Source organism: Deinococcus sp. AB2017081 (assembly GCF_034440735.1).
Classification (GTDB): domain Bacteria; phylum Deinococcota; class Deinococci; order Deinococcales; family Deinococcaceae; genus Deinococcus; species Deinococcus rufus.
The window spans coordinates 3,681,428-3,706,605 of record NZ_CP140098.1; the positions used below are offsets into that span (position 1 = coordinate 3,681,428).

The window sequence follows — 25,178 nt, forward strand, 5'->3', positions numbered from 1 at the left end:
CAGCGGTGTTCAGTTCCGCCCCGGCCCTGAAAGGATGCCCCAGGGCTCCATTTCCAGCCGCTGTCATCTCACGGACTCGCTCCGCTCGTTCCAGATGCACTGAGGGCAACCCTCAGTGCCTCTGAAGTCTGATGTGAACCTACAGGGGACGGACGTACAGCACGCCGTCCTCTGTTTCCGTGGCGTAGATCCGCACGGCCTTCACGGCGGGCAGCGTCTTCGCCCTGCCGGTCGCGAGCTCGAACTTCGCGCCGTGCTTCTCGCAGGTGATCCGGCCCATGGACACGTCGCCGCCCAGCAGCGGGAAGTCCTTGTGGGTGCAGTTGTTGCGCAGGGCGTAGAACTGCCCCTCGAACTTCACGACGAGCACGCCCACGCCGTCCACGTCCACCGTGCCCTGCCAGCCCTCGGGCATGGCGTCCGTGCGTCCCACCTCGACCCGCTCGCTCATCGCCGGCGAGTGTAGCGCCCCGGCCGGGGCGGGTGGCCGCCTACACGCCGCAGCCGGTCTCCAGGCGCAGCTTCAGGCCGCCGGCGGGCGTCCACTCGCGCGCGGCGAAGGCCTCGCCCTCGTAGTACGTGCCGGAGGTGAGCACCTCCATGCGGCCGTCGCCGTTCAGGTCGGCCACGCCCGCGAGGCGGAAGAGGCTGGCGAGCGGCATGGGCTCCGTGCTGCCGGGATCCCAGGGGGTGGCGGGGGCGACGTGCTCGCCCAGCACGGTGGTGACCGCCCGCCCGCCGGCCACGTGGCGCAGCAGCAGGAGGCTGTAGTCGCCGGGCTGCCCAGTGGGCGGGGGGAAGTTCCCGCTGCGCTCACGGTAGCGGCCCGCCTCGACGATGACCTCCTGGGTGCCGTCGCCGTCGAGGTCGGTGCGGATCACGGCAGTCAGGGTCACGACGGGCGCGCGCACGCCGCGCCGGACGAGTTCCTGCCGCACGACCTCGCGGTACACGGCGCTCGTGAGGGGCAGGGCCGTGACCGGGCGGGGCCGCTGGGGGATGCCCGTGTACACCTCGAAGGTGCGGGCGTCGCGCGGGGCGGCCAGCCGGGCCTGGAAGGTCTCGCCGCACGGGTCGCCCATGGACGCCGGGGCCTTCAGAGCCACGCGGGCGGCCGGCCCGGCCAGGGTGCCGCGGAGGTACGTGGCGGCCCCCAGCTCGCGGGCCAGCGCGGCGTCGCCGGGCCGCCAGCGTCCGCCCTGCCACGCGCCGAGCAGGTACGGGTGGCCCTCGCCGGGAGCGCGCACCAGCACGGGATTCAGGGGGGTGGCCGCGTGTCCGGGCACGCCCAGCGAGCACGCCAGGGCCAGCGCGGCGGCGCGGCGCAGGAGCGGGGAAGCCATGCGCCAGGGTAGGCGCTCAGGCCCGGCGCACGGTGAGGCGGGTGCCCCATGGATCACGGACGCTCACGTGATCCGTGGCGTCCTGCACGTCGTCGCGGCCGCGCAGGTGGGCGCGCAGGGCGTCCAGATCGGGGGTCAGGAACGTCACGCCGCCCAGGCCCGCGGCGGGCGCGGCGGGCCGTCCCTGTCCGGCCGAGTGCCACTCGTTCAGCCCGACGTGGTGGTGGTACCCGCCCCACGACAGGAACGCGGCGCTGCCCAGGTCGGCCACGACGTCCAGGCCCAGGGTGTCCGCGTACCAGCGGGCGGCCTGCGCAGCGTTCCCGACCTTCAGGTGGATGTGCCCGACGGTGGTGCCGGCCGGGGCCCCGGCGTAGGGGGGTGCGTCGCCCAGGTGACCCAGGTCGAGCCCGGCGGCGGCCAGCACGGCGGCGGCGTCGACGGCCAGGGTCGCCATCTGGATCTGGCCGTCCACCCACGTCCACGTGTCGCGCGGGCGGTCGGCGTAGACCTCGATGCCGTTGCCCTCGGGGTCGTTCAGGTAGAAGGCCTCGCTGACGAGGTGGTCGCCGCTGCCGATCCGCAGGCCCGAGCGGGCGGCGTGCGCGAGCCACTGCCCCAGGTCGGCGCGGGTGGGGAGCAGGAACGCGGTGTGGTACAGGCCGGGCCGGGTGACGGGCGCGGCGGGCAGGTCCGGGGCAGCTCGTAGGTGCAGCAGCGGGGTGCCGTGCGCGGCCAGCGTGACCTCCTGCGCCGACGCGGCCGTGGGGGTCAGGCCCAGGAGCTGCGTGTAGAACGCGCTCAGGCGGGGCAGATCGCGGGCGAGCAGCGTGACCGGGCCGACGTGGGTGGTGGCGGGCAAGGCAGCGGGCGTGGTCATGCCTCCACTGTCCACCCGATGCTTTAGAAAGTCAAGCGGTGTAGAAAGCTAGCCGCGGGTCAGGGCGTGGTCGAGCGCCGCCCGCACGCGCCCCAGGTACGACGCCCCGAACATGTTCAGGTGCGCCAGCAGCGGGTACAGGTTCCACAGCGCCGTGCGCTCCCGCCACCCCGGCGTCAGCGGGTAGGCCTCGTGGTACGCCGCCAGGGCGTGCTCCGGCATCGTCCCGAACAGGTGCAGCAGGGCAAGATCCACCTCGCGGTGGCTGTACGCCGCCGCCGGGTCGATCAGCGCCGGGCCGCGCGCCGTGGACAGCACGTTCCCGTGCCACAGGTCGCCGTGCACGGGGGCCGGCGGCTCCGGGGGAATCAGGGCGGGCAGCCGCCCCCGCAGCGCCTCGAAGCGCGCGTGGTCGGCGGGAGTCAGGTGCGCGGCGGCGAGCGCCACCTGCGGGGCCAGCCGCTCGTGCCAGATGAAGTCGGCTGCGCTGGGCTGCGCGCCGTTCGCCTGCGCCAGCCGCCCGAAGTAGTTCGGCGCGGTGCCGCCGAAGCCCGGCGCGGGCGCGCGGTGCAGCGCCGCCAGCCCCCGCCCGAGCGCCTCCTGGGCGGCGGGCGTGTCGGGGGCGGCGGGCAGGAATTCCAGCAGCACGTACGCCCACCCGCCCGGCGCGTCGCCGTGCGAGATGACGGTAGGCACGGCGAGCGGCGTGGCCGCGCGCAGGAGTTCCAGCCCCGCGGCCTCGGCGGCGAACAGGCCCGGCAGGCCGCGCCGGGACGCCTTGAGCACCACCGGCCCGCGGGCCGTGTCCAGCCGGAACACGTCGTTGATGTCGCCGCCCGCGAGTCGCGTGGCGGCAGTCACGGACGTGCCGAGCACCAGCTCCAGCTGGGGGCGCAGGGCGGCGGGCAGCGCGGTGGGCATGCCGCATGGTGGCAGATCGCGCGGCGGCTGCACCCAAAGGCGGATGTCCACGACCGTCTGCAGGGTGTGTACTCAGGTGAGTACATCACTGCTCTCAGTATCCGGAGGTTCCGTATGGTTCAGGTGGCCCTCGACGTCCTCCAGCACGCCCTGAACGCCCTGCTCTGGCTGGCGCTGCCCGCCGCCGGGGTGGCGCTGCTGGGCGCGATCATCCTGGGGCTGCTGCACCGGCTTGATCCGGGCGGCCGCCGGGCGCGGCAGCGCTGGCTGACGCGCCGCGCGCCCCACGTGGCCGGGTGGGCCCTGGTGCTGCTCGCGCTGGGAGCCGCCAGCGTGCTGCTGCACGTGTCGCGGCGGGCGACCGATCTGCGCGTGGGAACCCAGCTGTCGGCCCGCTACGCGAACGCCGCCGATCCGGACGGCGGGCAGACCGTGCAGGGTGCGCCGCGCGCCAGCGTGCTGGGCAGCCACACCTACACCCGGTCGCTGACGCTGCCCGCCGACGTGGACACCCGGATCCGCGTGCCGGGCGGCTGGGAGGCGCTGCTGCCCTACCTGGGCCAGCCGGACGGCGCCTCGGTGCGCGACCTGCGCGAGGGCTTCACGCGGGTCGGCCCCCGGCTGGTGTACTCGCGAGCCGTGACGCTGACGACCGAGGAGCCGGTTCCGCTCGACTCGTCGGCGGTGCGTGCCGACCTGAAGTTCACCGAACCGGCGGGCGGGCGCGGCCTGTACTACGCGGCGGCCTTCAGCGCCGACTACGCCTTCACCAACCCGGCGGCCCTCCCCGCCACCATGCGCTTCACGTTTCCGCTTCCGACCGGCAGCGGCACCCTGAGCGACTTCCGGCTGACCGTGAACGGGCAGGTGCTGCGCCCCGCCGATCCTGACCGCGGCACGGTGTGGGAGGGCGTGGTGCCGGCCGGCGGCGTGATCCGCGTGACCGTCACGTACCGCAACCAGGGCGCCCGGAGCTGGCGCTACGAGCTGGGGCAGCGGCGCGAGCCCATCCGCGACTTCCGCCTGGACGTCAGCACGAACCGGCCCGCGAAGTTCCAGCGCGCCACGCTGTTCCCGACGCGGCAGACGCGCCCGGCGCTGGGCACCACCACCCACCTGGAATGGAACCTGCGGGACGTCATCACCGCGCAGGACATCGCCCTGGTGTTCGCACAGGGCAGCATGCGCGAGACGCTGACCAAGATCGGTGTGCTGCACCCGCTGGCACTGGTGCTGGCCGCGCTGCTGTGCGTGGCGTGGGCGACCACGCGCCGCCGGCCGCTGCCGCCCGTGCCACTGGCCGCCGCCGTGCTGGGCCTGGGGCTGGGCTTCACGCTGGCCGGCGTGCTGACCGCGTACATGCCGGTGGACGCCGCGCAGGGGCTGGGCACACTCACCGGTCTCGTCCTGGGCCGGCACCTGCTGGGCCGCGCCTTCACGTGGCCGCTCGCGCTGGCGAGCGCCGCGCCGCTGGTCTTCCTGAGCGGTGGGCACGCGGGCCTGCTCCTGACCGTGCTGGCCGCCGTGCTGCTGCTCGTGCTGCGGCCGGCGCGTTCCCGGAGGGGCGCTGGCCGGTGACCACAGCCATTCCACACCCGTCCGTGTGTCACAGCTGACCGCCGGCACATGTGACAATGTGCTGGACATCACCATGGCATCGGCGTCACCGCTCCCCCGAGGTCTCCTCACGTGTCCGTACAATCCGCCACCCTGACCGTGAGCACAGCCGTCCTGTTCCTGGCCGGCCAGACGCACTCGACTGTCAATCCGGCGGTCGAGCTGTTCCGGCAGGGCCGCCATCCCCAGGCGCTGGCCGCCTTCCAGGCCCAGGCCCGGCAGGGGGACATCCAGGCGTGGGGGTACGTGGGCCGCATGTACGCGGCCGGCCTGGGCGTGCCGGCCGATCCCGCCCGCGCCGTCCACGCCTACCGGCAGGCGGCTGATGGCGGGAACGCGGCGGCGATGGCCTCTCTCGCCGGAGCCTACGCCCAGGGCCGGGGCGTGCCGGTCAGCGACCGCGAGGCCGCGCACTGGTACCAGCAGGCCGCGCAGGCCGGACATGTCCTGTCCATGGCCCGTCTGGGCGACCTGTACGCGCAGGGGCGCGGGGTCAGCCAGGACGACACGCTGGCCGCCCGCTGGTACCGCAGCGCCGCCCGCGCCGGGCACGTCCACGCCATGCAGCGCCTGGGCGACCTGTATGCCGGCGGGCGCGGCGTGCCGGATGACCCCGCCCAGGCCGTCCGCTGGTACCAGCAGGCCGCGCAGGCCGACGATCCGCTGGCCATGAACGCCCTGGGCGACCTGTACCGCACCGGCCGGGGCGTGCCGCGCAGCGACGCCCACGCCGCGCAGTGGTACCTGAAGGCCGCCCGCGCCGGCGTACCCACCGCCATGCGCAACGCCGGGTACATGCTCCGCCACGGGCGCGGCGTGCCGGTCGATACCGCGCAGGCCGCCGCGTGGTTCCGCCGGGCCGCACAGGCCGGCGACCGCTGGGTCATGAACGACGTGGGCCTGATGTACCAGCGCGGTCAGGGCCTGCCCACCGATCCCGGACAGGCCGCCGCGTGGTTCCGCCGGGCGGCGGCCCAGGGCGACGCGAACGCCATGACCTCGCTGGGCGACCTGTATGCCGACGGGCGCGGCGTGCCCCAGAGCGATCCGGACGCGCTGGCGTGGTACCTCCAGGGTGCCCAGGCCGGCGACGCCACCGCCATGAAGAACCTGGGCCTGTTCGCGGCGGCCGGACGGGGCCGTCCCCGCGACCCGGCGGTGGCCGCCGCGTGGTTCCTGAAGTCAGCCCAGCGCGGCAACGCGAACGCCATGAACCTGCTCGGTGACGCCTACGTCGTCGGGGACGGCGTGCGGCGCGACCTCCGGCAGGCCGCCGAGTGGTACGGCCGCGCCGCCGGCCACGGTCAGGTCACCGCCATGAAGAACCTCGCGCAGGCCTACGAGTACGGGCAGGGCGTGCGCGTGAACCTGCCCCTGGCCGTGCAGTGGTACACGCGGGCGGCCGGGGGCGGCGACGTGAACGCCATGTCCAGCCTGGGCCGTCTGGCCGCGACCGGCCGGGGCGTGCCCCGCAGCGAGGCCACGGCCGCCCACTGGTTTCGCCAGGCCGCCGACGCCGGCCAGACCAGCGCCATGCTGGAACTCGCCCGCCGCCACGCGCAGGGCGTGGGGGTGCCGCGCGACGCCGCGCAGGCCCAGGCGTGGCGGGATCGCGCGGCCGGTGCGGACTGACCGGGAGTGCGGATCCCTCGTGAGGCGGGTGGCAAAGAAGCTGCAGTGCGCGGTATGGAGAAACACCGGTGCTGTTGTGCAGGTCTCGGAATGGAGCGCACTGCGGCTGACAGCAGCACACTACCCACCGTACCCAGAACCTGCAGGTCAGTTCCTCAGCGCGGCCAGCACGTCCTCTACCCGTGCCGGCCCGGCCGTGATGATCACCCGGTTCCCCGACGGGTCGAGCGACTGTACTCCTCCGGGCGCATCCTGAACGTCGTACCCCGCTGTTTCCAGCCGCTGCACCGTCCGCGTCAGTTCCGCCGCGTCCGGCACCTCCAGCGTCCAGTGGTGCAGGCCACGCGAGCCGGGGGTCGGCACCGGGCCGCCCCGGCTGCGCCAGGAGTTGTTGCCGACGTGGTGGTGGTAGTCGCCCGCCGCCGCGAACACCAGATCCGGTGACTGCGCCGTGACGTTCAGACCCAGACCACCGGCCATGAAGTCGCGTGTGGCGTCGGCGTCGGCCATCTTCAGGTGCACGTGGCCCATCCGCGTGCCAGCCGGAGCACCGTCCCAGACCTGATCCGTGTCCGGCGTGTTCAGCAGCTCGCGCAGGCGGATGTCCTCGCGCTGCGCCGCGCCGGGCGTCATGCGGCGGGCGGCGCGGTCGAAGGGCCACTGCTCCTGGGGCCAATCCTGGTAGACCTCGATGCCGTTGCCCTCGGGGTCGTGCAGGTAGAAGGCCTCGTGCGTGTAGTGATCCGATTGCCCGATCCGCAGGCCCAGGGGAAAGGCGTGGGTGAACCAGCGGGCGAGATCCTGCCGGGTGGGCAGCAGGAACGCCAGGTGGTACAGGCCGGTGGCGTCCGGGGCGGGTTCCGGCGCGTCGGGGTGCTCCAGCAGACCGAGCAGCGCCGTCCCCTCCGGCGTGCCCAGCACCACGGCGTTCCCGTCGCGGGCCAGTTCGTCCAGGCCCAGCAGGCGGCGGTAGAAGGCCGTCATCGTCTCCAGGTCGCGCACGGTCAGGGCCACGGGGCCGGGCGTGCTGTTCACATGAATTTCAGAGCTGGTGGTCACGCGATCCTCCTGGGTGGTCATGTCGGTGCGGCGATCCCGGTCTGTGCCATGACCTCCCGCCCGATCCGCACGACTTCCCGCGCCAGCACATCGAAATCATCCTGCACGCTGCGGTGGTTGGCAATGGCGATCCGCAGGCAGTAGCGGCCGTACAGGGTTGTGTACGACGGGACGGCGGTGCCCTGCTCGTGCAGCTGCATCAGGATTTCCCGGTTCAGCGTGTCCAGCGCCGGGCCGTCCAGATCAGCACCGGCCAGCCCGCCGGGATTGAACCTGAAGCACACGATGTCCAGCCCGACCGGGGCCATGCGTTCCAGTTGCGGGTCGGCGTCGACCAGTCCGGCGAAGTAATGCGCCTGCTCGACGTTGCGGGTGATCATGCGCCCGAAGCGGTGCAGGCCGTGCTCCTTGACGGACATCCAGACCTTCAGGGCCCGGAACTGCCGCGACAGTTGCAGGCCGTAGTCGGAAAACCACACTGCGCCGGCCGCCACGCCCCGCTGCTCGTGCGCCAGGTATTCCGGGGTCAGCGAGAAGGTGCCCCGGTGGGCGGGTTCCGACCGCACCACCACGCAGCCGGCCTCGAAGGGCATGTGCAGCCACTTGTGCAGGTCAAGCGCCACCGAGTCCGCCCGCTCAATGCCGCGCAGCTGGGGGCGGATCACGTCCGACAGCACCGCCACCGCGCCGATCGCGCCGTCCACATGCAACCACAGCCCCTCGCGTGCACACAGGTCGGCCAGGGCCGACAGGTCGTCGATGGCCCCGGTGTTGATGGTGCCGCCGTTCCCGACGACCGCGATGGGCCGCCGCCCCCCCGCCCGGTCGGCGGCGATGGCCTGCTCCAGCGCGGCCACGTCCAGCGTGTAGTCCGCGTTCACGGGCACCTTGTGCAGCCCGACCTTCCCCAGTCCCAGCGCCTCCACGGTCTTCTGCATGCAGCTGTGGACTTCCGTGGAGGCGTAGACCACCAGCGGCTGCGGCGCAGCGTGCATGCCCAGCTCGCGCACATCGAAGCCCGCGTTCACGTTCCGTGCCACCGCCAGGGCCACGAAGTTCGCCATGGAGCCGCCGCAGACCAGCAGGCCGCTGGCCGTGGCCGGAAAGTCCAGCATCTCCTTTACCCACGAGATGACCTGCGACTCCACGACGCTCGCCACGTGGTTGCCGCCGCCCACGTTGGGGTTCATGGTCGCCGCCAGGAACTCGGCCAGGGCGCCCAGCACCGTGCCGTTGCCCATGTACCAGCCCCAGAAGCGCGGGTGGATGTTGCCCATCGGGTACGGCTGCACGTCCCGCAGGAAGTCCTCGTAGGCGGCCTCGGCTCCCTGCGGCTCCCACGGGGCCGGCGCACGGAGCCGCGCTTCCACCTCCGGCGGCACCGGCTGCCACGCGGGGCGCTCGCGCAGCGTCTCCAGGTGGCCCAGCGCGTCATCCACCATGCGGTGCGCGAGCAGGCGCATCTGCGCCCAGTCCGGCGGGTCGAGGGTCTCGAAGGGTGCCGCCTGCGGTTCGCTGGTCATGCTCTGACCTCCGGACGAGCGGCCTGCCCTGAACCGTGGCGCGGCTCCCCCGAGCCGGTCGGTGGCCCTCCCGTCTGGGCCCAGCCTACGCCGTCTTGAACTCGGTCAGGATCACGTGGATGTCCTGCGTGCCCACGTTCTTCAGGGTGTGTGGCGGGATCGGCGCGGCCGGGATCGCGGTGCCGGGCACCGGCGACACACCGTCGCGCACCGAGTCCATCATCACGGTGCCGTGCTCGTCGCAGCGCACGCACGGGCTCCAGCTGATCACGTACAACACGCCGCTCCACACGTGGGTGTGCACGGCCGTCTCCTCGCCGGGGCGGATCACGGTGTCCAGCACGCGCACGCGGTCGTCCTCGAACAGCACGATGTGGTGCTCGGGGGCGGCGGCCACGGCATCAAGACTATCGAGCATCGGCGGCCTCCTGGCCGGCCGCGATCCAGTCCGCTCTGGGCGGCGCGAACACGTCGATGACCTGGGCGTCCTCCAGCACGGTCACCTGATGCGGGAGGTGGCCCGGAATGACGATGGTGTCGCCCGCACCCGCCTCCACGACCTCCGGGGCCGCGGTTCCACCGAACTCGAAGCGTGCCCGGCCCGACAGCAGGATGCTGATCTGCTCGTTCGCGTGCTCGTGCCACGGCACCACGGCCCCGGCCCGCAGTTCGATCTGCGCGACCATCGCCTGCTCGCCGTGCACGAACCGCCGCGTCACCCCTGGCATCATCGCCTCGGCCTGCACGTCATGCCACGCCCGTTTCACTGCTGTCATGGTGTCCTCCTGTCGCCGCTCCATGATGCCCCGTCAGCTGAGCCGGGCCACCATATCCACCCGGTCGAGCCCTGGCCCGTAGCCGCCTGGGGTGCGCGTCACCTCCTCGAACCCGAAGCGGGCGTAGTACGGCGCGGTGTGCTGGGACGTGTCGAGCCGCACCTCGCCCGCGCCCAGCTCGCGCAGCCGCTCCAGGCGGGCCCGGACGAGCATGGTGCCGTGGCCCCGGTGCTGGAGGTCACGGGCGACCATGCCCCACGCGAACCCGGCCGGGGCGGCGGGCTCCGTCCACCAGATCCCGCCGCAGGCGACGAGCTGCCCGGCGTCCTCGATGACGAGATATTCGGCGTGTTCATCGCTGCCCCCCGCGTCCAGACCGTCCAGCCACTCCACGAACTCCGCGCGTTCGTGGGGCAGGAACGAGGAGGGTGTATTCGAGTCGAACAGCGCCACGCAGGCAGCGTGGTCCGTGGGACGGTACGGGCGCAGCTTCGGATTCATTCACCCTGAAGTGTCCCCTGCTGGAAGCGTTCCCAGAGCTGCCCTGAATTACACTCCGGTCATGACTTCTGCTGCCGCGCCGGAATGGTACAAGAGCGCCGTCTTCTACGAACTCTCGGTTCGCACCTTCGCCGACGGGAACGGCGACGGCAAGGGCGACTTTCCGGGCCTAACCGGCCGGCTGGACTACCTCAAGTCGCTGGGCGTGGACTGCCTGTGGCTGCTGCCCTTCTTTCCCAGCCCACTGCGCGACGACGGCTACGACGTGGCCGACTACGTGAACATTCACCCGGATCTCGGCACCCTGGACGACTTCAAGGTGTTCCTGCGCGAAGCGCATGCACGCGGGCTGAGGGTCGTGGGCGACCTCGTGACCAACCACACGTCCAGCGACCATCCGTGGTTCCAGGCGGCGCGGCGCGGGGCCGTGCTGCCCGATGGCAGTCCCAACGAGTACCACGACTACTACGTGTGGAGCGAGACCGGCACCGAGTACGCCGGAGCGCGCATCATCTTCACCGACACCGAGACGAGCAACTGGACGATGGACGAGCAGGCCGGCAAATACTACTGGCACCGCTTCTTCGGCAGCCAGCCGGATCTGAACTACGACAACCCGAGGGTCGTGGAGGAACTGCTGTCGGCCGCACGGTTCTGGCTCGATCTGGGCCTGGACGGCTTCCGGGTCGACGCCGTGCCCTACCTGATCGAGCGCGAGGGCACCAACTGCGAGAACCTGACCGAGACCCACGACATCCTGAAGAGGATGCGCCGCATGGTGGACGAGGAATACCCCGGCCGCCTGCTGCTGGCCGAGGCCAACCAGTGGCCGGAGGAGGTCGTCGAGTACTTCGGCACCGACGAGGAACCCGAGTTCCACATGTGCTTCAACTTCCCGGTCATGCCCCGGCTGTACATGAGCCTGAAAAAGGAGGACACGACCAGCATCCGCGAGATCATGGGCCGCCTGCCGGCGATCCCCGCATTCGGGCAGTGGGCGACCTTCCTGCGGAACCACGACGAACTGACGCTCGAGATGGTCACGGACGACGAGCGCGCCTTCATGTACGCCGCCTACGCGCCCGATACCCGCATGAAGATCAACGTGGGCATCCGCCGCCGGCTGGCCCCGCTGCTCGACAACGACCGCCGCCGGATCGAGCTGCTGAACACCGTCCTGCTGGCCCTGCCCGGCAGCCCGATCCTGTACTACGGCGACGAGATCGGCATGGGCGACGACCTGGGTCTGGCCGACCGCAACGGCGTGCGCACGCCCATGCAGTGGAACGCCGGCACAAGCGGCGGCTTCTCGACGGCCGCGCCCTCGGACTGCTTCTTCCCGCCCATCGGGGACACGGTGTACGGCTACGGCCGCGTGAACGTGCAGAGCCAGGAACAGGATCCCAGCAGCCTGCTCAAGTGGATGTCGCGCCAGCTCGAACTGCGCCGCCGTCACCCCGGCTTCGCGGTGGGCGAGCTGGAATTCATCGATACGGATAACCCGGCGATCCTGGCCTTCACGCGCACCACACCCGATGAGAAGCTGCTGATCGTGAGCAACTTCGCCGGCAACGCGCAGGCCGTGCATCTGGAACTGGGCGCCTACGCGGGCCGTGTGCCGGTCACGCTCGCCGGGGCCAGCCCCTTCCCGGTGGTGGGCGAGGAACCCTACCCGATGATCCTCGGCAAGTACGACTACTACTGGCTGCGGCTGAACTGAGCGTGACCGGCGATACCCTGCCAGACGCTGCCCTGATCGTCGTCGCCACGGCGGGCGAGGCCACGCGGCTGACTGACCTGACCGCACGGGTGGTCGTGTCCGGCGTCGGGCCGGTGGCGGCGGCGCTGGCGACCCAGCGGGCGCTGCTGGAACAGCCGGCCGGTCTGGTGATCAGCGCCGGGATCGGCGGGGCGTATCCGGGCAGCGGGCTGAACCCCGGCGACCTGGCCGTGTCCAGCGAGATCATCCACGCCGACCTGGGAGCATGGGACGGCGACATGTGGCTGGAGCTGGACGCTCTGGGACTGTCGGTGCGATCCGATGGTCAGCAGGGCATCCGGTTTGCAGTCTGGGACGGTGCAGAGGAGGCGGCCAGACGCGCTGACGCTCCCTTTGGCCCCCTGCTCACCCTGAGCAGCGTGACCGGCTCGGCCCTCCAGGCAGCGGCCCTGACCGCCCGGCATCCCGGTGCCCTGACCGAAGGCATGGAGGGAGCAGGAGTGGCCCACGCCGCGCTCGTCGCCGGGGTGCCCGTGGTCGAGGTGCGCGGCGTGAGCAATCCCGTCGGCCCCCGCGACCGCAGCGCGTGGCGCCTCGGGGAGGCGCTGGCGGCCACACGGCGCGGCGTGCAGGCCGTGCTGGAGGAACTGGCGGCCACGTAGGTGCGGCCCTGGATCAGGGGTTCAGCAGGTTCCGCGCCTGGTTCACGGGGCCAGGAAAGTCCACCTTCACGTGCACGGTCGTGCCGGCAGGGGTGGCGGGATCGACGTTGATCCAGTGGCTCGCCAGCACCGGCGGGTTGGGCTGCGGGTCGATGGCCCGCACCATCACGCGGCCCTGGGCCGGCACGAACACGCACCAGCCCTCGGGCACGGTGGGAATGGCCCGCACCGGCAGCAGGCTCTGGAGGGTCATGTCCTCGGGCGTGGCCCAGTACTCGATCAGCAGGCTCGCCTGGGCGCGGTTCAGGTCAGACGCGGCCACGTCCAGCTGGATCTCGATGGTATCGGGGGTGCCGGGCACGAGGTTCGTCCAGCCGGGGATGACGTAGCGGTTGCTGCCCGCACTGCGGAACTGCTCGGGCTGGGGGGTCGGGGCGGTCATGGCTACAGCCTACCGCTCCTCAGTGCGAGCGCACGGTGCGGATCATCGCCCGCACCCCGAGAAATCCCACCAGAAAGAACAGGAAGGGAATCACGTTCACGGTGATCTCGGCGTCCTTCTCGGGCTCCAGGGCGTTCTGGCGGCGGTACTTGATCATGCGCCCAGCGTACCCCGCCCCCGGTGGGGGCCGGACGAGGGTGGGCTTATGACACTTCCCACATTCCGCACGGCCGACACGCCGCACGTCCTGCCGTCTGCGTCCGGCCCTGCGGAGCGCGCCCGTTGCGACTGCCGGCACCGGGGCGGTAGAACGCCCGTGTGACTGCTGCCGAGCTGCCCCAGACCATGCGTGCCCTGAGCAAACTTCACCCCGAGCCGGGCATCTGGATGGTGGACGTCCCGGTGCCCACCCCCGGCCCGAACGATCTGCTGATCCGCGTCCGCCGGAGCAGCATCTGCGGCACGGACGTCCATATCTACTCCTGGGACAGCTGGGCCCAGAAGACCATTCCCGTGCCGATGGTCGTCGGGCACGAGTACGTGGGCGTGGTCGCCGGCATGGGCTCCGAGGTGCGCGGCTTCGAGATCGGTGACCGCGTGAGCGGCGAGGGCCACGTCACCTGCGGGCACTGCCGCAACTGCCGCGCGGGCCGCCGCCACCTGTGCCGCAACACCCTGGGGGTCGGCGTGAACCGTCCCGGCAGCTTCGCCGAGTATCTGGTGCTCCCGGCGTTCAACGCCTTCAAGCTCCCGGACGACATCCCGGACGACATCGCCGCGATCTTCGATCCGTTTGGCAACGCCGTGCACACTGCCCTGACCTTCGATCTGGTGGGCGAGGACGTACTGATCACCGGGGCCGGCCCGATCGGCGTGATGGCTGCCGCTGTCGCGAAGCATGTCGGGGCACGGAACGTGGTCATCACGGACGTGAACGACTACCGCCTGGAGCTGGCCCGCACGATGGGCGTCACGCGGGCAGTGAACGTGGCCCGTGAAGACCTGTGGACGGTGGCCACCCAGGAACTCGGCATGCACGAGGGCTTCGACGTGGGCCTGGAGATGAGCGGGAACGGCCAGGCCTTCGCGCAGATGGTGTCGGTGATGAACAACGGCGGCAAGGTCGCGCTGCTGGGCATCCCCGCCGGCCGCGTGGACATCGACTGGAACGCTGTGATCTTCAAGATGCTGACGATCAAGGGGATCTACGGCCGCGAGATGTTCGAGACGTGGTACAAGATGGCCGCCCTGATCCAGTCGGGTCTCGACCTGCGCCCCGTCATCACGCACCACTACGGCATTACGGACTTCCAGAAGGGCTTCGACGACATGCTGGGCGGCCAGAGCGGCAAGGTCATCCTGAACTGGGAGGAGTGAGGCGCCGCGACCGGCGCTGAGCCGGTGCTCAGGCCTCGCCCAGGAGTGCCGGGGGAAAGGGCGGCACAGTCCACTCGTCATGAAGGAGTGGAGGGTTCCCCCGCTCCCCCAGCGCGAGACGGACGGACTGGCCGGACGCCAGGTCGCCCAACAGGAAAGCCTCCGCATCCAGATGGATTCCACGATCCGTCGGGTCGCGGCTGAAGTCGAGACCGATCTCGAACCAGCCGTCGCCGTGATCCGTGAACAGCGCGTCGTCCGGCGTGACCGGGCTCAGGTACAGGCCGAGGCCGTGAAGCGTCAGGGTATGCGTGTGCGACAGGCGGCACAGCCAGTCGTCGTCCTGCTGGAACCAGTGGAGGTGGGTCACGGATCGACCGTACCTGAAGCAGCGGGAACGCGATACGTCATCCCCGGCTCCTGACATAAGCCACCTGGCGCGTCCCCCCGCTCATCCCCTCCCCTACGATGACGCCATGACCTTCACTGCACAGACCCAGTGGTGGCCCGGCCCGTCCGGGAGCCCCTGTCCTGTGCGCTGAATTCTGATCCACGACTTCCGCCCAGACCGCGCCCGGAGAGCATCCAGGCGCGGTCTTTCCTGTTCCGGAGGCCACCATGACGACTGCCGATGTCCCCGCCCCCCGCCCGCGCCTCCTGACCGGCGACCGCCCGACCGCGCCGCTCCACATCGGCCACTACGCGGGTTCGCTCCGCATCCGCGTTGCCCTGCAACGCGAGTACGAGACCTTCGTGCTGATCGCGGACGTACAGGCGCTGACCGACCACTTCGAGCAGCCGAAGAAAGTCCGGGACAACGTGCTGGAGGTCATGCTGGACTACCTCGCGGTGGGCCTCGACCCGGCCCACGTGAGCTTCGTGCTCCAGTCCCAGGTGCCTGAACTGGCCGAGCTGACCGTGTATTTCCTGAACCTCGTGACGGTGTCGCACCTGCGGCAGAACCCCACAGTCAAGACCGAGATCGTGCAGAAGGGCTACGGCGAGGCCGTCCCGGCCGGTTTCTTCGTGTATCCGGTGTCCCAGGCGGCGGACATCACGGCCTTCGGAGCCACCCTCGTTCCGGTCGGGGATGACCAGTTACCCATGATCGAGCAGACGCGAGAGATCGTGCGCCGCTTCGGCCACCTCTACGCCCCGATTCTGGTCGAGCCGCAGGCTGTGGTGGGCCGCGTGCCGCGCCTGCCCGGACTGGACGGCCGCGCCAAGATGAGCAAGTCGCTGGGCAATGCCATCTTCCTGTCGGACGGCGCCGACGAGGTGCGGCGCAAGGTCATGGGCATGTACACCGACCCCCTGCACGTGCGGGCCGCCGATCCCGGCACGGTCAAGGGCAACCCGGTCTTCGCGTATCTGGACGCCTTCGACCCGGACGGAGCGGGCGTGCAGGCCCTGAAAGACCACTACACGCGCGGCGGCCTGGGCGACATGACCGTGAAACGTCATCTGGTGGACGTGCTGGAAGACGTGCTCGCCCCGATCCGCGAGCGGCGGGCGGAGTCCGCCGCCGATCCCGCATCGGTGTGGGCGATCCTGCGGGCCGGCACGCAGCGGGGGCAGGAGGTGGTGGCCCAGACCATGCACGCGGTGCGGGGCGCGATGAACCTGACCTCGCTGGAGGCTGCAGGGAACGGCCCCCGGGGATGGGCTCCCAGCTATCCCGCAGAGCCCGACTGAACCGGCGCGGTCTGACCGGCGACCCACACGCGGTTGCGCCCCTCCCGCTTGGCGGTGTACAGGGCCTCGTCAGCGTGCAGGAAGGCGTGATGCAGGGTGTCGTCGGTGGGCCAGGACGCCACGCCGATACTCACGGTGATGGCCACGTGGCCGAACAGGGTGTGCTGCGCCGCGGCACGGACGGTGTCGGCCACGGCCGCCGCATTCAGCACGTCGTGCCCGTGCAGGTACACCACGAATTCCTCGCCGCCCCAGCGGGCGGTCAGAGTGCCCGGCGGGATCACGCGGAGCAACTGGGTGCCCAGTTCGGTCAGGATCCGGTCGCCCTCGGCGTGACCGTGCGTGTCGTTCACGACCTTGAAGTGGTCAATGTCCAGCACCAGCAGCGTGCCCGCCGTGTCGCCGGTGCGCTGGAGCCGGGCCTGCGCCTCGAACCCCCGCCGGTTGAACAGGCCGGTCAGCGGATCGCGGTTCGACAGTTCCTCGAGGACGTGCAGCCGCTCAGTCAGGCCAGCCAGGGTCTGGCGCATGACCACGCCCACCACCAGCAGGGCGAACATCCCGGTGTTCACCCACTGCGACACCAGCAGGCGGTCACGGTCGATCCCGCTCAGCAGGTTGACCTCCAGGCGGTACGCGCCGAGCAGCAGCAGCGACAGCGGAATGGACAGCCGCGACGGCAGGATCAGCAGCAGGCCCGTCACGATGAACAGCAGCACGCTCCCCAGCAGGTCACGGCCCACGATCTGCTCCGGGTGCGCGGCATACATCTGGAGAAAACTCACCGCGCTCACGACGAGCAGCCCGGCGAAGATCCGTTCGGCCTGCGGGATCCGCCGGGGCTGTCTCCAGCCCCACACGAGCAGCAGCGCCGCACCCAGCAGGACCACGCCGTGCGTGCCGACCTGGAGCCACGCCCGGTGCATGACCAGTTCACGCAGCAGCAGCAGCAGTCCCGGCGTGGCGGCCAGCGCCGCGAAGGCATAGCCGACGAGTTTCACACGACGGACGTCCGGGCTGTCCGGAGCCGGCAGGGCCAACAGGCCTGCCCACCGCCTCAGCAGCTGCTGCCAGACCGGCCGGGGCACGGGCGGGCCGGATCGCGGAGGCGTGGGACGGACGTGGTGGACGGACTGGGACAAGGGATACCGGCGTGCTCCTGGGGTTCTGGCGTGCTCGCCAGATGGGTCATGCTGTCACCCGCCCTCTGACATCCCTCTTGAGCGCACCCGCGTGAACGGTGGCGAACCGGGGAGGAGGGGGGGGTGGACTTCCCCAGACACGCCCACTTTTCCTGAGTGTGGTCGTGTTAACCTGTGCGGCGGAGGCCCGGCACCTGCCACCCCGGCCAAGGGTGCCCGGCGACGAACACGACATGGACTACTACGAACTGCTGGGCGTGGCCAAGAGCGCGAGCGCCGACGAGATCAAGAGTGCTTACCGCAAACTCGCCCTGAAATTCCACCCCGATCGCAACAAGGAACCCGGCGCAGCCGAGAAGTTCACGCAGATCAACGAGGCCTACGCGGTGCTCAGTGATCCCGAGAAACGCGCCCACTTCGACCGCTTCGGCAGTGCGCCCAGTGCAGGCATGCCCGGCGGCGACCCCTTCGGCGGCATGGGCGGCGCGGGCTTCGATCCCATGGACATCTTCGAGCAGCTCTTCGGCGGGGCCATGGGTGGGCGTGGGCGGCGTGGCCCGGCCCGCGGCGATGATCTCGAGACTGAGGCCTTCGTGACCCTGGCCCAGGCCCGCGCCGGTGAGGAGATCGAGGTGCAGGTCGACCGCCTGACCGCATGCGACCACTGCCACGGCAGCCGCACCGAGCCTGGCGGCCAGCCGCCCAAGACCTGTACGACCTGTGGCGGCGCCGGCGCGGTACGGGCCCAGGCCCGCACAATCTTCGGCGTGGTCGAGACCCAGCAGCCGTGCCCGACCTGCCGGGGCGAGGGCCAGCTGATCCAGGATCCCTGCACGGTCTGCAAGGGCCGGGGCCGCACGCTCAAGGCCGAACCGGTCAAGGTCAAGCTCCCGCGTGGGATTGACGAGGGTTACCGCATCCGTGTGGCGGGCATGGGCAACGAGGGGCCGGGTGGCAGCGGCGACCTGTACGTGCACATCGAGATGGAGAAGCATCCGCAGCTGCGCCGCGAGGCCGAGCACCTGATCTTTCCCGCAAAGATCGGCTTTGCCAAGGCGGCCCTGGGCGGGAAGATCGAGGTGCCGACCCTGGACGGCCCGGTGAGCGTGGAGGTCAAGGCCGGCACGCAGCACGGCGAACTCCACCGCCTGCACGAGAAGGGCATGCCCCGGCTCCAGGGGCGCGGCAACGGCGACCTGATCGTCGAGTATGACGTCGTGGTGCCCAAGCCGGCCCAGCTGACCCCCGAGGCCCGCGAGGCGCTGCTGGCGTATGCCCGCGCCGTCGGCGACGAGGTGAACGAGAAGCACGAGGGCTTCCTCGGGAAGGTGGGGAAGATCTTCCGGGGCGACTGAGCGAGCACGGCGCCAGCGTCCACCCCGTGCCGATCAGCCTCCGGCACGGGGTGGACGCCACCTGTGGTGCCCGGTGGGACGCGCTGTGCCTGTCCCCCATCCGGGCACGCCGTGACGGGACGATCCTCTCACGCGCTGACGGGTATGCTGCTCACGATTCGGTTCTCGCCCCACCACCCCCACCCCCGCCTGGAGGCCTCGCCTGTGTCCGTCCCTCACCGTGCTCCGTCCACCATCCTCGAGAGCCGCCGCTCGCCGCTGCTGGTGTTCGCCGGGCAGAGCAACCGCCCGCTGGCCCAGGCCATCTGCGACAACCTGGGTATTCCGCTGGGCCACAGCAAGACCGAGAAGTTCACCAACGACAACCTGATCGTCCACTACGAGGAGTCCCTGCGCGAGGGCGACATCTTCATCGTGCAGACCTTCAGCAACCCGGTCAGCGACTCGATCATGGAACTGATGCTCATGATCGACGCGGCCAAGAGCGCGAGCGCCGGCCGGGTCACGGCCGTGATCCCGTATTACTCGTACGCCCGCAGCGACAAGAAAGACTCGCCCCGCATCTCGATCGCGGGGCGGCTCGTGGCGGATCTGCTGCAGGAGGCCGGAGCCGACCGGATCCTGACCATGACGCTGCACAGCCCACAGGTTCACGGGTTCTTCAAGGTGCCGGTCGATCACCTCTCGGCCGATCTGGTGCTCACGCAGCACTTCAAGTCCTGCGTGCCCGACGCCCACAACGGCGTGGTGCTCGCCCCGGACGCCGGGAGCATCAAGCGGGCCAGCCAGATTGCCCGCCGCCTGGACTCGGGCCTCGCCATGATCGACAAGGAGCGGCTGTCGGACACAGAGGTGCGCCCGCGCGCCCTGATCGGGGATGTCGAGGGCCGCACGGTCTTCATCGTGGACGACGAGATCAGCACCGCCGGGTCGCTGGTCGAGACGGTGAACATCGCCCGCAGCCTGGGGGCCAAGGACGTGTACGTGGCCGTCACGCACGGCGTGTACTCCGGCCCGGCCATCCAGCGCATCGCCAGTCTGGACGTCACGCAGGTGGCGAGCTGCAACACCGTGCTGGTGTCTCAGGAGAAGATGGCCGCCTCGAATGGCAAGCTGGCCGTGCTGGACGTCGCGCCGCTGTTCGCCAACGCGATCTCGAACATCCATACCGGCGCGAGCGTGTCCACCCTGTTCACCTGACACCCGCGGCTCAGGCCTCACGGCCCGCTCCATGGCCCCGCTGCACATGGAGCAGGAGTTCCTGGGTGTGTCCCGCCGCGTCAGGGGGGCCGGGGCTGCCAGACGGCGAACCGGTCGGCCCCGAGCGGATCGCCGTCCTCCATCACGACGTGTCGGCCCTGCTCGGGGTGGCGGCCGGCGGGGGAACCGTCGCCGTGTGCGGGTTCCCCGGCCGATCCGGTCGGTGGGGATCATGCTCCAGCCCCGCAGGGTGTCGGTGGCCCCTGGAACGCCGCAGGAACATCCCCCCAACAGGTGGACAAGCAAGACCCCCGCCTTGCAGCGGGGGCCTTCGTGGTGGCTGGGGCACTAGGACTCGAACCTAGATCGACAGTGTCAGAGACTGGTGTCCTGCCATTGGACGATGCCCCATCACGTGTGCCCTGGTCGCACTGACCTGAGCGACGGAGAGTATATCGGGTGTCCAGCAACGCGTCAAGGCGCCCATGGGGGGCGTCCAGATCACCGGGCCAGCAAGAACCGCGTCAGAATCACGCTGCACTGCGTACAGATCGCGCTTGTGAGGGGCCCCGCCGTCTGGTACACTGAGGTGTTGCCGCGCCGTTGTCGAGTCCCAAGGCTCGCGCGGGCAGGTATTCAGGCAGGGTCCGCAGCCGGATGGCGGCGTGCCCAGGAGGACAAGAGTTCATGGAAGACAACACCCAGACCCCCGCCGAGAACGGCGGGACTCAGCCCGCGACGGGCACCGCACCCACCGCTGCTCCCGTTCCTACCCCCGTGGAGGAGCGCGAGTACCCCGCCATGACCATGGAGGACATCCTCGCCAGTGAGGCGCAGGAGCCCCAGAGCGTCACGCGCGGTGACATCGTGGACGGCACCATCGTGTTCATCGGCCAGGAAGGCATCGCTGTCGACATCGGCGCGAAGGTCGAGGGCATCATTCCCCTCAACCAGCTCGGCGAGGAGAGTGTCACGCTCGAGCAGGCGCAGGAGATGTACAAGCAGGGTGAGCAGATCGAGGCGTACGTCGTGCGCGTCGACCTCCCCAACAGCCAGATCGTGCTCAGCAAGAAGCGGGCCGATCAGGACAAGGGCTGGCGTGTGCTCGAGAAGATGCAGGAGGCCGACGAGGCCTTCGAGGTCGAGGTGCTCGAGAAGGTGCGCGGCGGTCTGGTCGCCCAGGTCGAGGGCATCCGTGCGTTCCTGCCGGCGTCCCAGGTGGACACCCGCCGCGTGAACGACCTCGACCCCTACGTGGGCAAGCCGCTGCAGGTCAAGCTCATCGAGCTGAACCGCAAGCGCAACCGCGTGATCATCTCGCACCGCGCGATCATGGAGGCCGAGAAGGCCAAGGCCCGTGAAGCGACCGTGCACCAGCTCACCCCCGGCGCGCAGTTCGAGGGTGAGGTCGTGGAGATCACGGACTTCGGCGTGTTCGTGAACCTGGGCGGCATCGACGGCCTCGTTCACCGCAGCGAGCTGACCTACGGCCGTTTCAACCACCCCCGCGACGTGGTCAAGGTCGGCGACAAGGTGCAGGTGCAGGTCATCGACGTCGACGAGGGCCGCGAGCGCATCAACCTGAGCATGAAGGCCCTGACCCAGGATCCCTGGGAAGGTGCCACCGAGCGCTACCACATCGGTCAGAAGGTCACGGGCAAGGTCACGAACCTCACCAACTTCGGTGCGTTCGTGGAACTGGAATCCGGTCTGGAAGGCCTCGTGCACGTCAGCGAGATGAGCTGGACCAAGCGCGTCCGTCATCCCAACGAGGTCATGAAGGAAGGCGACGAGGTTGAGGCCGTCATCCTGCGGATCGACCCCAAGGAGCGCCGGATTTCCCTGGGTATCCGTCAGACCACGGACGATCCCTGGAGCGCGCTGCCTGACCGGTACCCGCCCGGCACGCCCGTCAAGGGCAAGATCACCGGCATGACGGACTTCGGCGTGTTCATGGAGATCGAGGAAGGCATCGAGGGCCTGATCCACATCAGCGAACTCGACCTGAACCGCGTGAACAACCCCGCCGACCTGTTCAAGAAGGGCGACGAGATCGAGGCCATGATCCTGAACATCGATCCCGTGGAGCAGCGCGCGAGCCTCAGCCGCCGCCGCTTCCTGGGCGGTGGCCCGGCCCCCACGCAGGGTGGCGCGGGTGGCGGCAGCCGCGACTACGTCTCGCAGGGCGGCGGTGCCCGCAGCGACCGCTACAGCGCAGGCGGCGGCTCGCGCCCCGGTGGTGGCGGCCGTGGCCGTGGCCGCGACGCGGACTACGCGTACAACGCCAAGGACGCGCAGCAGGGTGGCAAGATCAGCACCAAGCTGGGCGACGTGTACGCCGACCTGTTCGCGCAGTTCGGTCTGGGCGGCGACAAGAAGGCCGACACGGCCGACACCGCTGCGGATACCAGCACCGACAGCACCGCTGACACCAAGACCGAAGATACCCAGGCGTAAGCCAGGACTGTCCTGAAACTCCCCGGACGCCGCGTGCGTCCGGGGAGTTTCTTGATGTTGGGCCGGGAACCACAGACAGGGCAGTACAGTCGGGGGGCTCGATCGAGTCTGTCCTTGCGACCCGTTTCCAGGAGGAATCCATGAACATCATCGTCACCGGCGGCAGCGGCAAGCTCGGGCGGGCCGCGATCCGCGAACTGCAGGCCCACGGACACTGGGTGCTGAACCTGGACAGCGCGCCCCCGAAAGACGCACAGGGGCCGTTCACCCGGGTCGACCTGACCGATTTTGGCGAGGTCATGGGCGCCCTCTCCGGCATCGACCAGCAGTACCGGCGGGGCACCATCGACGCCGTGGTGCATCTGGCGGCCATCCCTGGGCCCACCCAGCGCCCGGATCACGTGACCTTCGCGGAGAACATCGTCAGCACGTACAACATCTTCGAGGCCTGCGTGCGCCTGGGGATCGGGAATGTCGTGTGGGCCTCCAGCGAGACGCTGCTGGGTTATCCCTTCGACGGCCCGCCCGCCCACGTGCCCATCACCGAGGACGTGCGCGAGAGCCGGGTCTCGTATGCGCATTCCAAGCTGCTGGGCGAGGTGCTGGCCGAACAGTACGCCCGCGAGCACCCGGCCATGAAACTGATCTGCCTGCGCTTCTCGAACATCCTCGATCCGGACGCCGGCGATTATGACGGCCTGGAGGGCTGGCAGGACGATGCGCAGCTCCGGAGGTGGAACCTGTGGACATACATCGACGTGCGCGACGCCGTGCAGGCCGTACGCCTGGGCGTGGAGTCGAGGATCACGGGCATGGAGGCGTTCATCATCGCCAACGAGGACAGCGTGATGCACCGTCCCAGCCGCGACCTGCTGGCCGAGGTCTTCCCCGGCGTACCGTACACGCAGGACGTGCCGGGCACGCAGTCCTTCTACGACATCAGCAAGGCGAAGTCGGTGCTGGGCTTCACGCCCACGCACAGCTGGCGGAGGCACTGACATGCAGTATGTGACCCTGGGCAGAAGCGGCGTGAAGGTCTCGCGGATCGCGCTGGGCTGCATGTCGTACGGCGATCCCGCGTGGCGCGACTGGGTGCTGCCCGAGGAGCACGCGCGGCCCTTCTTCGAGCAGGCGCTGAGCCTCGGCATCAATTTCTTCGATACGGCCGACATGTACTCGGTCGGCCGCAGCGAGGAGATCACCGGCCAGGCCCTGCGCGACCTGGCCAGGCGCGATGAGATCGTCCTGGCGACCAAGGTGCATGCCCCCATGGGCGACGGTGTGAACCAGCGCGGGCTGTCGCGCAAGCACATCATGGACGGCGCGCACGCCAGCCTGAAGCGGCTGGGCACCGACTACATCGATCTGTACCAGATCCACGGCCGCGATCCCGACACCCCCATGGACGAAACGCTGGGGGCGCTGCACGACCTCGTTCGGCTGGGCATGGTGCGGTACATCGGGGTGTCGAACCACTTCGCGTACCAGGTGGCCCGGGCCCAGTACCTCGCCGACCTGCGGGGCTGGTCGCGGTTCGTGAGCGTACAGGATCAGTACAGCCTTCTGTACCGCGAGGAGGAGCGCGAGATGCTGCCCCTGTGCCGAGAGGAGGGCATCGGCTTCCTGCCGTGGAGTCCGCTGGCCCGCGGCTTCCTGGCCGGGAACCGCAGGGGCAGCGCGGGACAGACCACGCGCGGCGAGAGCGACGTGATGAGCCGCAACCTGTTCGGCAGCGACACCGATCTGGAGATCGTGGGCCGGGTGGAGGCACTGGCGCGCGAGAAGGGCGTGACGGCCTCGCAGGTGGCGCTCGCGTGGGTGCTGCGGCAGCCGGGCGTGACCGCCCCGATCATCGGCGCGACGAAGCTGCACCATCTGGAGCAGGCTGTGGCGGCCGTGGATCTGGCGCTGGGCGACGACGAGGCACGGAGGCTGGAAGAGCCGTATGTCACGCGGGCGAATACGCTGAGTTGAAGAGAGGGTGGAGGGGCGGCACTCGGCGGTTAAACCCCTCCGCCCCTGCGGGGCACCTCCCCTCAAGGGGAGGCAAGGATGTGCTCGCCGGCCCCTCTCAGGGGGAGCTGGCGCCGAAGGCGACTGGCTGGCACAGCTGCGAAGCAGAGGGGTTCGCCCGCCGCATCACCTCCAAGAAGCCCACTCACGAACCCGTCGGATCGATCAGCCGGAACGTCCCGTCGGCCTGCGCCTGGGCGTCGAGGGCGGCCAGCGCTGTCTGCGTGCGCTTCTCGCCCAGCCAGGCCTGCCAGTAGGCCTGCATGGTGCCGAGCACCAGGGCGGCCGGGACGGTGTCGGCGGCCTCGCGCGGGCAGTACAGCAGATCCATGTTGGTCACGGGGCCGCCGTTCTCGCCACCCGCCGGCTGCTGGTAGGACACATCGACCTGCTGGAAGCCCAGGTGCGCGAACACGGCGCGGCGACGGGCCGGATCGGAGCCGACCGAGCGCTCCTCTTCCAGTTCATCTTCGCTCAGGCGCTGGGGGGAGACCACGTCGATGAACACGCCCGCCACGCGACCACCCACCGCCGCGTCCAGCTCCTCCATCCTCCGGTTGTGCAGGAGCCGGGCCACGCCCTGCCCGCGCACCTCCGGCGCGGTCGCCATGTAGCTGGAGAAGCCGGTGCCGACCTGCGGGAAGGCGTGGAAGACCGTGCCGCCCACGACCTCTCCGGCCTGCTCCGCGACGAGCAGCAGGTTCACGCGCTCCGGGCTCTGCCACTCCAGCAGGCGGGCGATATACGTGGCCGGAATGAGCATGTCCGGCTCGAAGTAGGTGCGGTTCTGCAAGACCCCGAACGCGGCGATGGCAGGGTCATCCGGATCGGTCACGCGCCGCAGGGTGAGGGGGACGGCCATC

At 70.3% G+C, this 25,178-nt stretch carries 25 protein-coding genes and 1 tRNA gene; 11 read left to right on the plus strand and 15 right to left on the minus strand.

Going from position 1 to position 25,178, the window contains the following annotated elements:
- Nucleotides 1-139 precede the first annotated feature (139 nt).
- Genes U2P90_RS17980 through U2P90_RS17995 form a run of 4 tightly spaced genes read right to left on the minus strand, consistent with a single transcriptional unit; the run spans nucleotide 140 to nucleotide 3,144 of the window.
- Nucleotides 140-451 carry a Rieske 2Fe-2S domain-containing protein gene (locus tag U2P90_RS17980; protein ID WP_295815221.1) on the minus strand — a complete coding sequence of 104 codons (312 nt, stop codon included), beginning with the start codon at nucleotides 449-451 and terminating at the stop codon, nucleotides 140-142.
- A gap of 40 nt (nucleotides 452-491) precedes the next feature.
- Complete coding sequence (locus U2P90_RS17985; protein ID WP_322473206.1) at nucleotides 492-1,343, minus strand: hypothetical protein; 852 nt, start codon at nucleotides 1,341-1,343, stop codon at nucleotides 492-494.
- Nucleotides 1,344-1,359: 16 nt separating this feature from the next.
- Nucleotides 1,360-2,223, minus strand: a complete 864-nt coding sequence (locus U2P90_RS17990) for a VOC family protein (RefSeq protein ID WP_322473207.1) — start codon at nucleotides 2,221-2,223, stop codon at nucleotides 1,360-1,362.
- A gap of 48 nt (nucleotides 2,224-2,271) precedes the next feature.
- Complete coding sequence (locus U2P90_RS17995; protein WP_322473208.1) at nucleotides 2,272-3,144, minus strand: fructosamine kinase family protein; 873 nt, start codon at nucleotides 3,142-3,144, stop codon at nucleotides 2,272-2,274.
- Between the two features lie 114 nt (nucleotides 3,145-3,258).
- On the opposite strand from U2P90_RS17995, the gene U2P90_RS18000 reads away from it, so the two are divergent.
- Both U2P90_RS18000 and U2P90_RS18005 read left to right on the plus strand, forming a co-directional pair.
- Nucleotides 3,259-4,722 (plus strand): hypothetical protein, encoded by a 1,464-nt coding sequence (locus tag U2P90_RS18000; RefSeq protein ID WP_322473209.1) that lies wholly within the window; start codon nucleotides 3,259-3,261, stop codon nucleotides 4,720-4,722.
- 138 nt (nucleotides 4,723-4,860) lie between these two features.
- Nucleotides 4,861-6,393: a tetratricopeptide repeat protein gene (locus U2P90_RS18005; RefSeq protein ID WP_322473210.1), complete on the plus strand. Its 1,533-nt coding sequence runs from the start codon at nucleotides 4,861-4,863 to the stop codon at nucleotides 6,391-6,393.
- A gap of 147 nt (nucleotides 6,394-6,540) precedes the next feature.
- Here the strand turns inward: U2P90_RS18005 and U2P90_RS18010 are convergent, their stop codons facing one another.
- The 5 genes from U2P90_RS18010 to U2P90_RS18030 all read right to left on the minus strand — a co-directional run bounded on the left by U2P90_RS18010 (nucleotide 6,541) and on the right by U2P90_RS18030 (nucleotide 10,252).
- Nucleotides 6,541-7,452, minus strand: a complete 912-nt coding sequence (locus U2P90_RS18010; RefSeq protein ID WP_322473211.1) for a VOC family protein — start codon at nucleotides 7,450-7,452, stop codon at nucleotides 6,541-6,543.
- Nucleotides 7,453-7,469: 17 nt separating this feature from the next.
- A complete protein-coding gene (locus U2P90_RS18015; RefSeq protein ID WP_322473212.1) occupies nucleotides 7,470-8,975 on the minus strand; it encodes a pyridoxal phosphate-dependent decarboxylase family protein in 1,506 nt (501 codons plus the stop codon).
- A gap of 85 nt (nucleotides 8,976-9,060) precedes the next feature.
- Nucleotides 9,061-9,393, minus strand: a complete 333-nt coding sequence (locus tag U2P90_RS18020; protein ID WP_322473213.1) for a hypothetical protein — start codon at nucleotides 9,391-9,393, stop codon at nucleotides 9,061-9,063.
- Nucleotides 9,383-9,751: a cupin domain-containing protein gene (locus U2P90_RS18025; protein ID WP_322473214.1), complete on the minus strand. Its 369-nt coding sequence runs from the start codon at nucleotides 9,749-9,751 to the stop codon at nucleotides 9,383-9,385. Before U2P90_RS18025 ends, U2P90_RS18020 begins: the two co-directional genes overlap by 11 nt.
- Before the next feature lie 33 nt (nucleotides 9,752-9,784).
- The gene (locus tag U2P90_RS18030; RefSeq protein WP_322473215.1) at nucleotides 9,785-10,252 is read right to left on the minus strand and encodes a GNAT family N-acetyltransferase; all 468 of its coding nucleotides are present in this window, start codon (nucleotides 10,250-10,252) and stop codon (nucleotides 9,785-9,787) included.
- 61 nt (nucleotides 10,253-10,313) lie between these two features.
- On the opposite strand from U2P90_RS18030, the gene treS reads away from it, so the two are divergent.
- Both treS and mqnB read left to right on the plus strand, forming a co-directional pair.
- On the plus strand, nucleotides 10,314-11,972 hold the full coding sequence (gene treS / locus U2P90_RS18035) for a maltose alpha-D-glucosyltransferase (protein ID WP_322473216.1): 1,659 nt from the start codon (nucleotides 10,314-10,316) through the stop codon (nucleotides 11,970-11,972).
- Nucleotides 11,973-11,974: 2 nt separating this feature from the next.
- Nucleotides 11,975-12,634, plus strand: a complete 660-nt coding sequence (gene mqnB / locus U2P90_RS18040) for a futalosine hydrolase (protein ID WP_322473217.1) — start codon at nucleotides 11,975-11,977, stop codon at nucleotides 12,632-12,634.
- A gap of 13 nt (nucleotides 12,635-12,647) precedes the next feature.
- Here mqnB and U2P90_RS18045 read toward each other — a convergent pair whose 3' ends face one another.
- Both U2P90_RS18045 and U2P90_RS18050 read right to left on the minus strand, forming a co-directional pair.
- Entirely contained in the window at nucleotides 12,648-13,076 is a 429-nt protein-coding gene (locus tag U2P90_RS18045) for a uracil-DNA glycosylase (RefSeq protein ID WP_295815237.1), read from the minus strand.
- A 19-nt stretch (nucleotides 13,077-13,095) separates the two neighbouring features.
- Nucleotides 13,096-13,233, minus strand: a complete 138-nt coding sequence (locus U2P90_RS18050; protein WP_295815238.1) for a hypothetical protein — start codon at nucleotides 13,231-13,233, stop codon at nucleotides 13,096-13,098.
- 188 nt (nucleotides 13,234-13,421) lie between these two features.
- On the opposite strand from U2P90_RS18050, the gene tdh reads away from it, so the two are divergent.
- Nucleotides 13,422-14,453, plus strand: coding sequence for an L-threonine 3-dehydrogenase (gene tdh, locus U2P90_RS18055; RefSeq protein ID WP_322474724.1), 1,032 nt, complete (start codon nucleotides 13,422-13,424; stop codon nucleotides 14,451-14,453).
- A 28-nt stretch (nucleotides 14,454-14,481) separates the two neighbouring features.
- Here tdh and U2P90_RS18060 read toward each other — a convergent pair whose 3' ends face one another.
- Nucleotides 14,482-14,823 (minus strand): hypothetical protein, encoded by a 342-nt coding sequence (locus tag U2P90_RS18060; RefSeq protein ID WP_322473218.1) that lies wholly within the window; start codon nucleotides 14,821-14,823, stop codon nucleotides 14,482-14,484.
- Between the two features lie 248 nt (nucleotides 14,824-15,071).
- Between U2P90_RS18060 and trpS the strand changes: the two genes are divergently transcribed.
- Nucleotides 15,072-16,148 (plus strand): tryptophan--tRNA ligase, encoded by a 1,077-nt coding sequence (gene trpS / locus U2P90_RS18065; RefSeq protein ID WP_322473219.1) that lies wholly within the window; start codon nucleotides 15,072-15,074, stop codon nucleotides 16,146-16,148.
- On the opposite strand, the gene U2P90_RS18070 is transcribed toward trpS, so the two are convergent.
- Nucleotides 16,127-17,149, minus strand: a complete 1,023-nt coding sequence (locus tag U2P90_RS18070; protein ID WP_322473220.1) for a GGDEF domain-containing protein — start codon at nucleotides 17,147-17,149, stop codon at nucleotides 16,127-16,129. The genes trpS and U2P90_RS18070 overlap by 22 nt on opposite strands.
- Nucleotides 17,150-17,523: 374 nt before the next feature.
- Between U2P90_RS18070 and dnaJ the strand changes: the two genes are divergently transcribed.
- Complete coding sequence (gene dnaJ, locus U2P90_RS18075) at nucleotides 17,524-18,645, plus strand: molecular chaperone DnaJ (protein WP_322474725.1); 1,122 nt, start codon at nucleotides 17,524-17,526, stop codon at nucleotides 18,643-18,645.
- A gap of 204 nt (nucleotides 18,646-18,849) precedes the next feature.
- Nucleotides 18,850-19,845: a ribose-phosphate diphosphokinase gene (locus tag U2P90_RS18080; protein WP_295815243.1), complete on the plus strand. Its 996-nt coding sequence runs from the start codon at nucleotides 18,850-18,852 to the stop codon at nucleotides 19,843-19,845.
- Nucleotides 19,846-20,182: 337 nt separating this feature from the next.
- On the opposite strand, the gene U2P90_RS18085 is transcribed toward U2P90_RS18080, so the two are convergent.
- Nucleotides 20,183-20,256, minus strand: a tRNA-Gln gene (locus U2P90_RS18085).
- 276 nt (nucleotides 20,257-20,532) lie between these two features.
- Between U2P90_RS18085 and U2P90_RS18090 the strand changes: the two genes are divergently transcribed.
- The 3 genes from U2P90_RS18090 (at nucleotide 20,533) to U2P90_RS18100 (ending at nucleotide 24,276) form a co-directional block, all read left to right on the plus strand.
- A complete protein-coding gene (locus U2P90_RS18090) occupies nucleotides 20,533-22,302 on the plus strand; it encodes a 30S ribosomal protein S1 (protein ID WP_295815244.1) in 1,770 nt (589 codons plus the stop codon).
- Nucleotides 22,303-22,442: 140 nt separating this feature from the next.
- Nucleotides 22,443-23,300: an NAD-dependent epimerase/dehydratase family protein gene (locus U2P90_RS18095; protein WP_322473221.1), complete on the plus strand. Its 858-nt coding sequence runs from the start codon at nucleotides 22,443-22,445 to the stop codon at nucleotides 23,298-23,300.
- A 1-nt stretch (nucleotide 23,301) separates the two neighbouring features.
- A complete protein-coding gene (locus U2P90_RS18100; protein WP_322473222.1) occupies nucleotides 23,302-24,276 on the plus strand; it encodes an aldo/keto reductase in 975 nt (324 codons plus the stop codon).
- Between the two features lie 184 nt (nucleotides 24,277-24,460).
- On the opposite strand, the gene U2P90_RS18105 is transcribed toward U2P90_RS18100, so the two are convergent.
- Complete coding sequence (locus tag U2P90_RS18105; protein ID WP_322473223.1) at nucleotides 24,461-25,177, minus strand: GNAT family N-acetyltransferase; 717 nt, start codon at nucleotides 25,175-25,177, stop codon at nucleotides 24,461-24,463.
- Nucleotide 25,178: the final 1 nt, after the last annotated feature.

Coding starts and splice junctions, on each gene's coding strand:
- U2P90_RS17990 (WP_322473207.1), bottom strand. CDS start 2,223: ATGACCACGCCCGCTGCCTTGCCCGCCACCACCCACGTCGGCCCGGTC.
- U2P90_RS18105 (WP_322473223.1), bottom strand. CDS start 25,177: ATGGCCGTCCCCCTCACCCTGCGGCGCGTGACCGATCCGGATGACCCT.
- U2P90_RS18000 (WP_322473209.1), top strand. CDS start 3,259: ATGGTTCAGGTGGCCCTCGACGTCCTCCAGCACGCCCTGAACGCCCTG.
- tdh (WP_322474724.1), top strand. CDS start 13,422: ATGCGTGCCCTGAGCAAACTTCACCCCGAGCCGGGCATCTGGATGGTG.
- trpS (WP_322473219.1), top strand. CDS start 15,072: ATGACGACTGCCGATGTCCCCGCCCCCCGCCCGCGCCTCCTGACCGGC.
- treS (WP_322473216.1), top strand. CDS start 10,314: ATGACTTCTGCTGCCGCGCCGGAATGGTACAAGAGCGCCGTCTTCTAC.
- U2P90_RS17985 (WP_322473206.1), bottom strand. CDS start 1,343: ATGGCTTCCCCGCTCCTGCGCCGCGCCGCCGCGCTGGCCCTGGCGTGC.
- U2P90_RS18100 (WP_322473222.1), top strand. CDS start 23,302: ATGCAGTATGTGACCCTGGGCAGAAGCGGCGTGAAGGTCTCGCGGATC.
- U2P90_RS18020 (WP_322473213.1), bottom strand. CDS start 9,393: ATGCTCGATAGTCTTGATGCCGTGGCCGCCGCCCCCGAGCACCACATC.
- U2P90_RS17995 (WP_322473208.1), bottom strand. CDS start 3,144: ATGCCCACCGCGCTGCCCGCCGCCCTGCGCCCCCAGCTGGAGCTGGTG.
- U2P90_RS18050 (WP_295815238.1), bottom strand. CDS start 13,233: ATGATCAAGTACCGCCGCCAGAACGCCCTGGAGCCCGAGAAGGACGCC.
- U2P90_RS18095 (WP_322473221.1), top strand. CDS start 22,443: ATGAACATCATCGTCACCGGCGGCAGCGGCAAGCTCGGGCGGGCCGCG.
- U2P90_RS17980 (WP_295815221.1), bottom strand. CDS start 451: ATGAGCGAGCGGGTCGAGGTGGGACGCACGGACGCCATGCCCGAGGGC.
- U2P90_RS18015 (WP_322473212.1), bottom strand. CDS start 8,975: ATGACCAGCGAACCGCAGGCGGCACCCTTCGAGACCCTCGACCCGCCG.
- U2P90_RS18025 (WP_322473214.1), bottom strand. CDS start 9,751: ATGACAGCAGTGAAACGGGCGTGGCATGACGTGCAGGCCGAGGCGATG.
- U2P90_RS18045 (WP_295815237.1), bottom strand. CDS start 13,076: ATGACCGCCCCGACCCCCCAGCCCGAGCAGTTCCGCAGTGCGGGCAGC.
- U2P90_RS18030 (WP_322473215.1), bottom strand. CDS start 10,252: ATGAATCCGAAGCTGCGCCCGTACCGTCCCACGGACCACGCTGCCTGC.
- U2P90_RS18090 (WP_295815244.1), top strand. CDS start 20,533: ATGGAAGACAACACCCAGACCCCCGCCGAGAACGGCGGGACTCAGCCC.
- dnaJ (WP_322474725.1), top strand. CDS start 17,524: ATGGACTACTACGAACTGCTGGGCGTGGCCAAGAGCGCGAGCGCCGAC.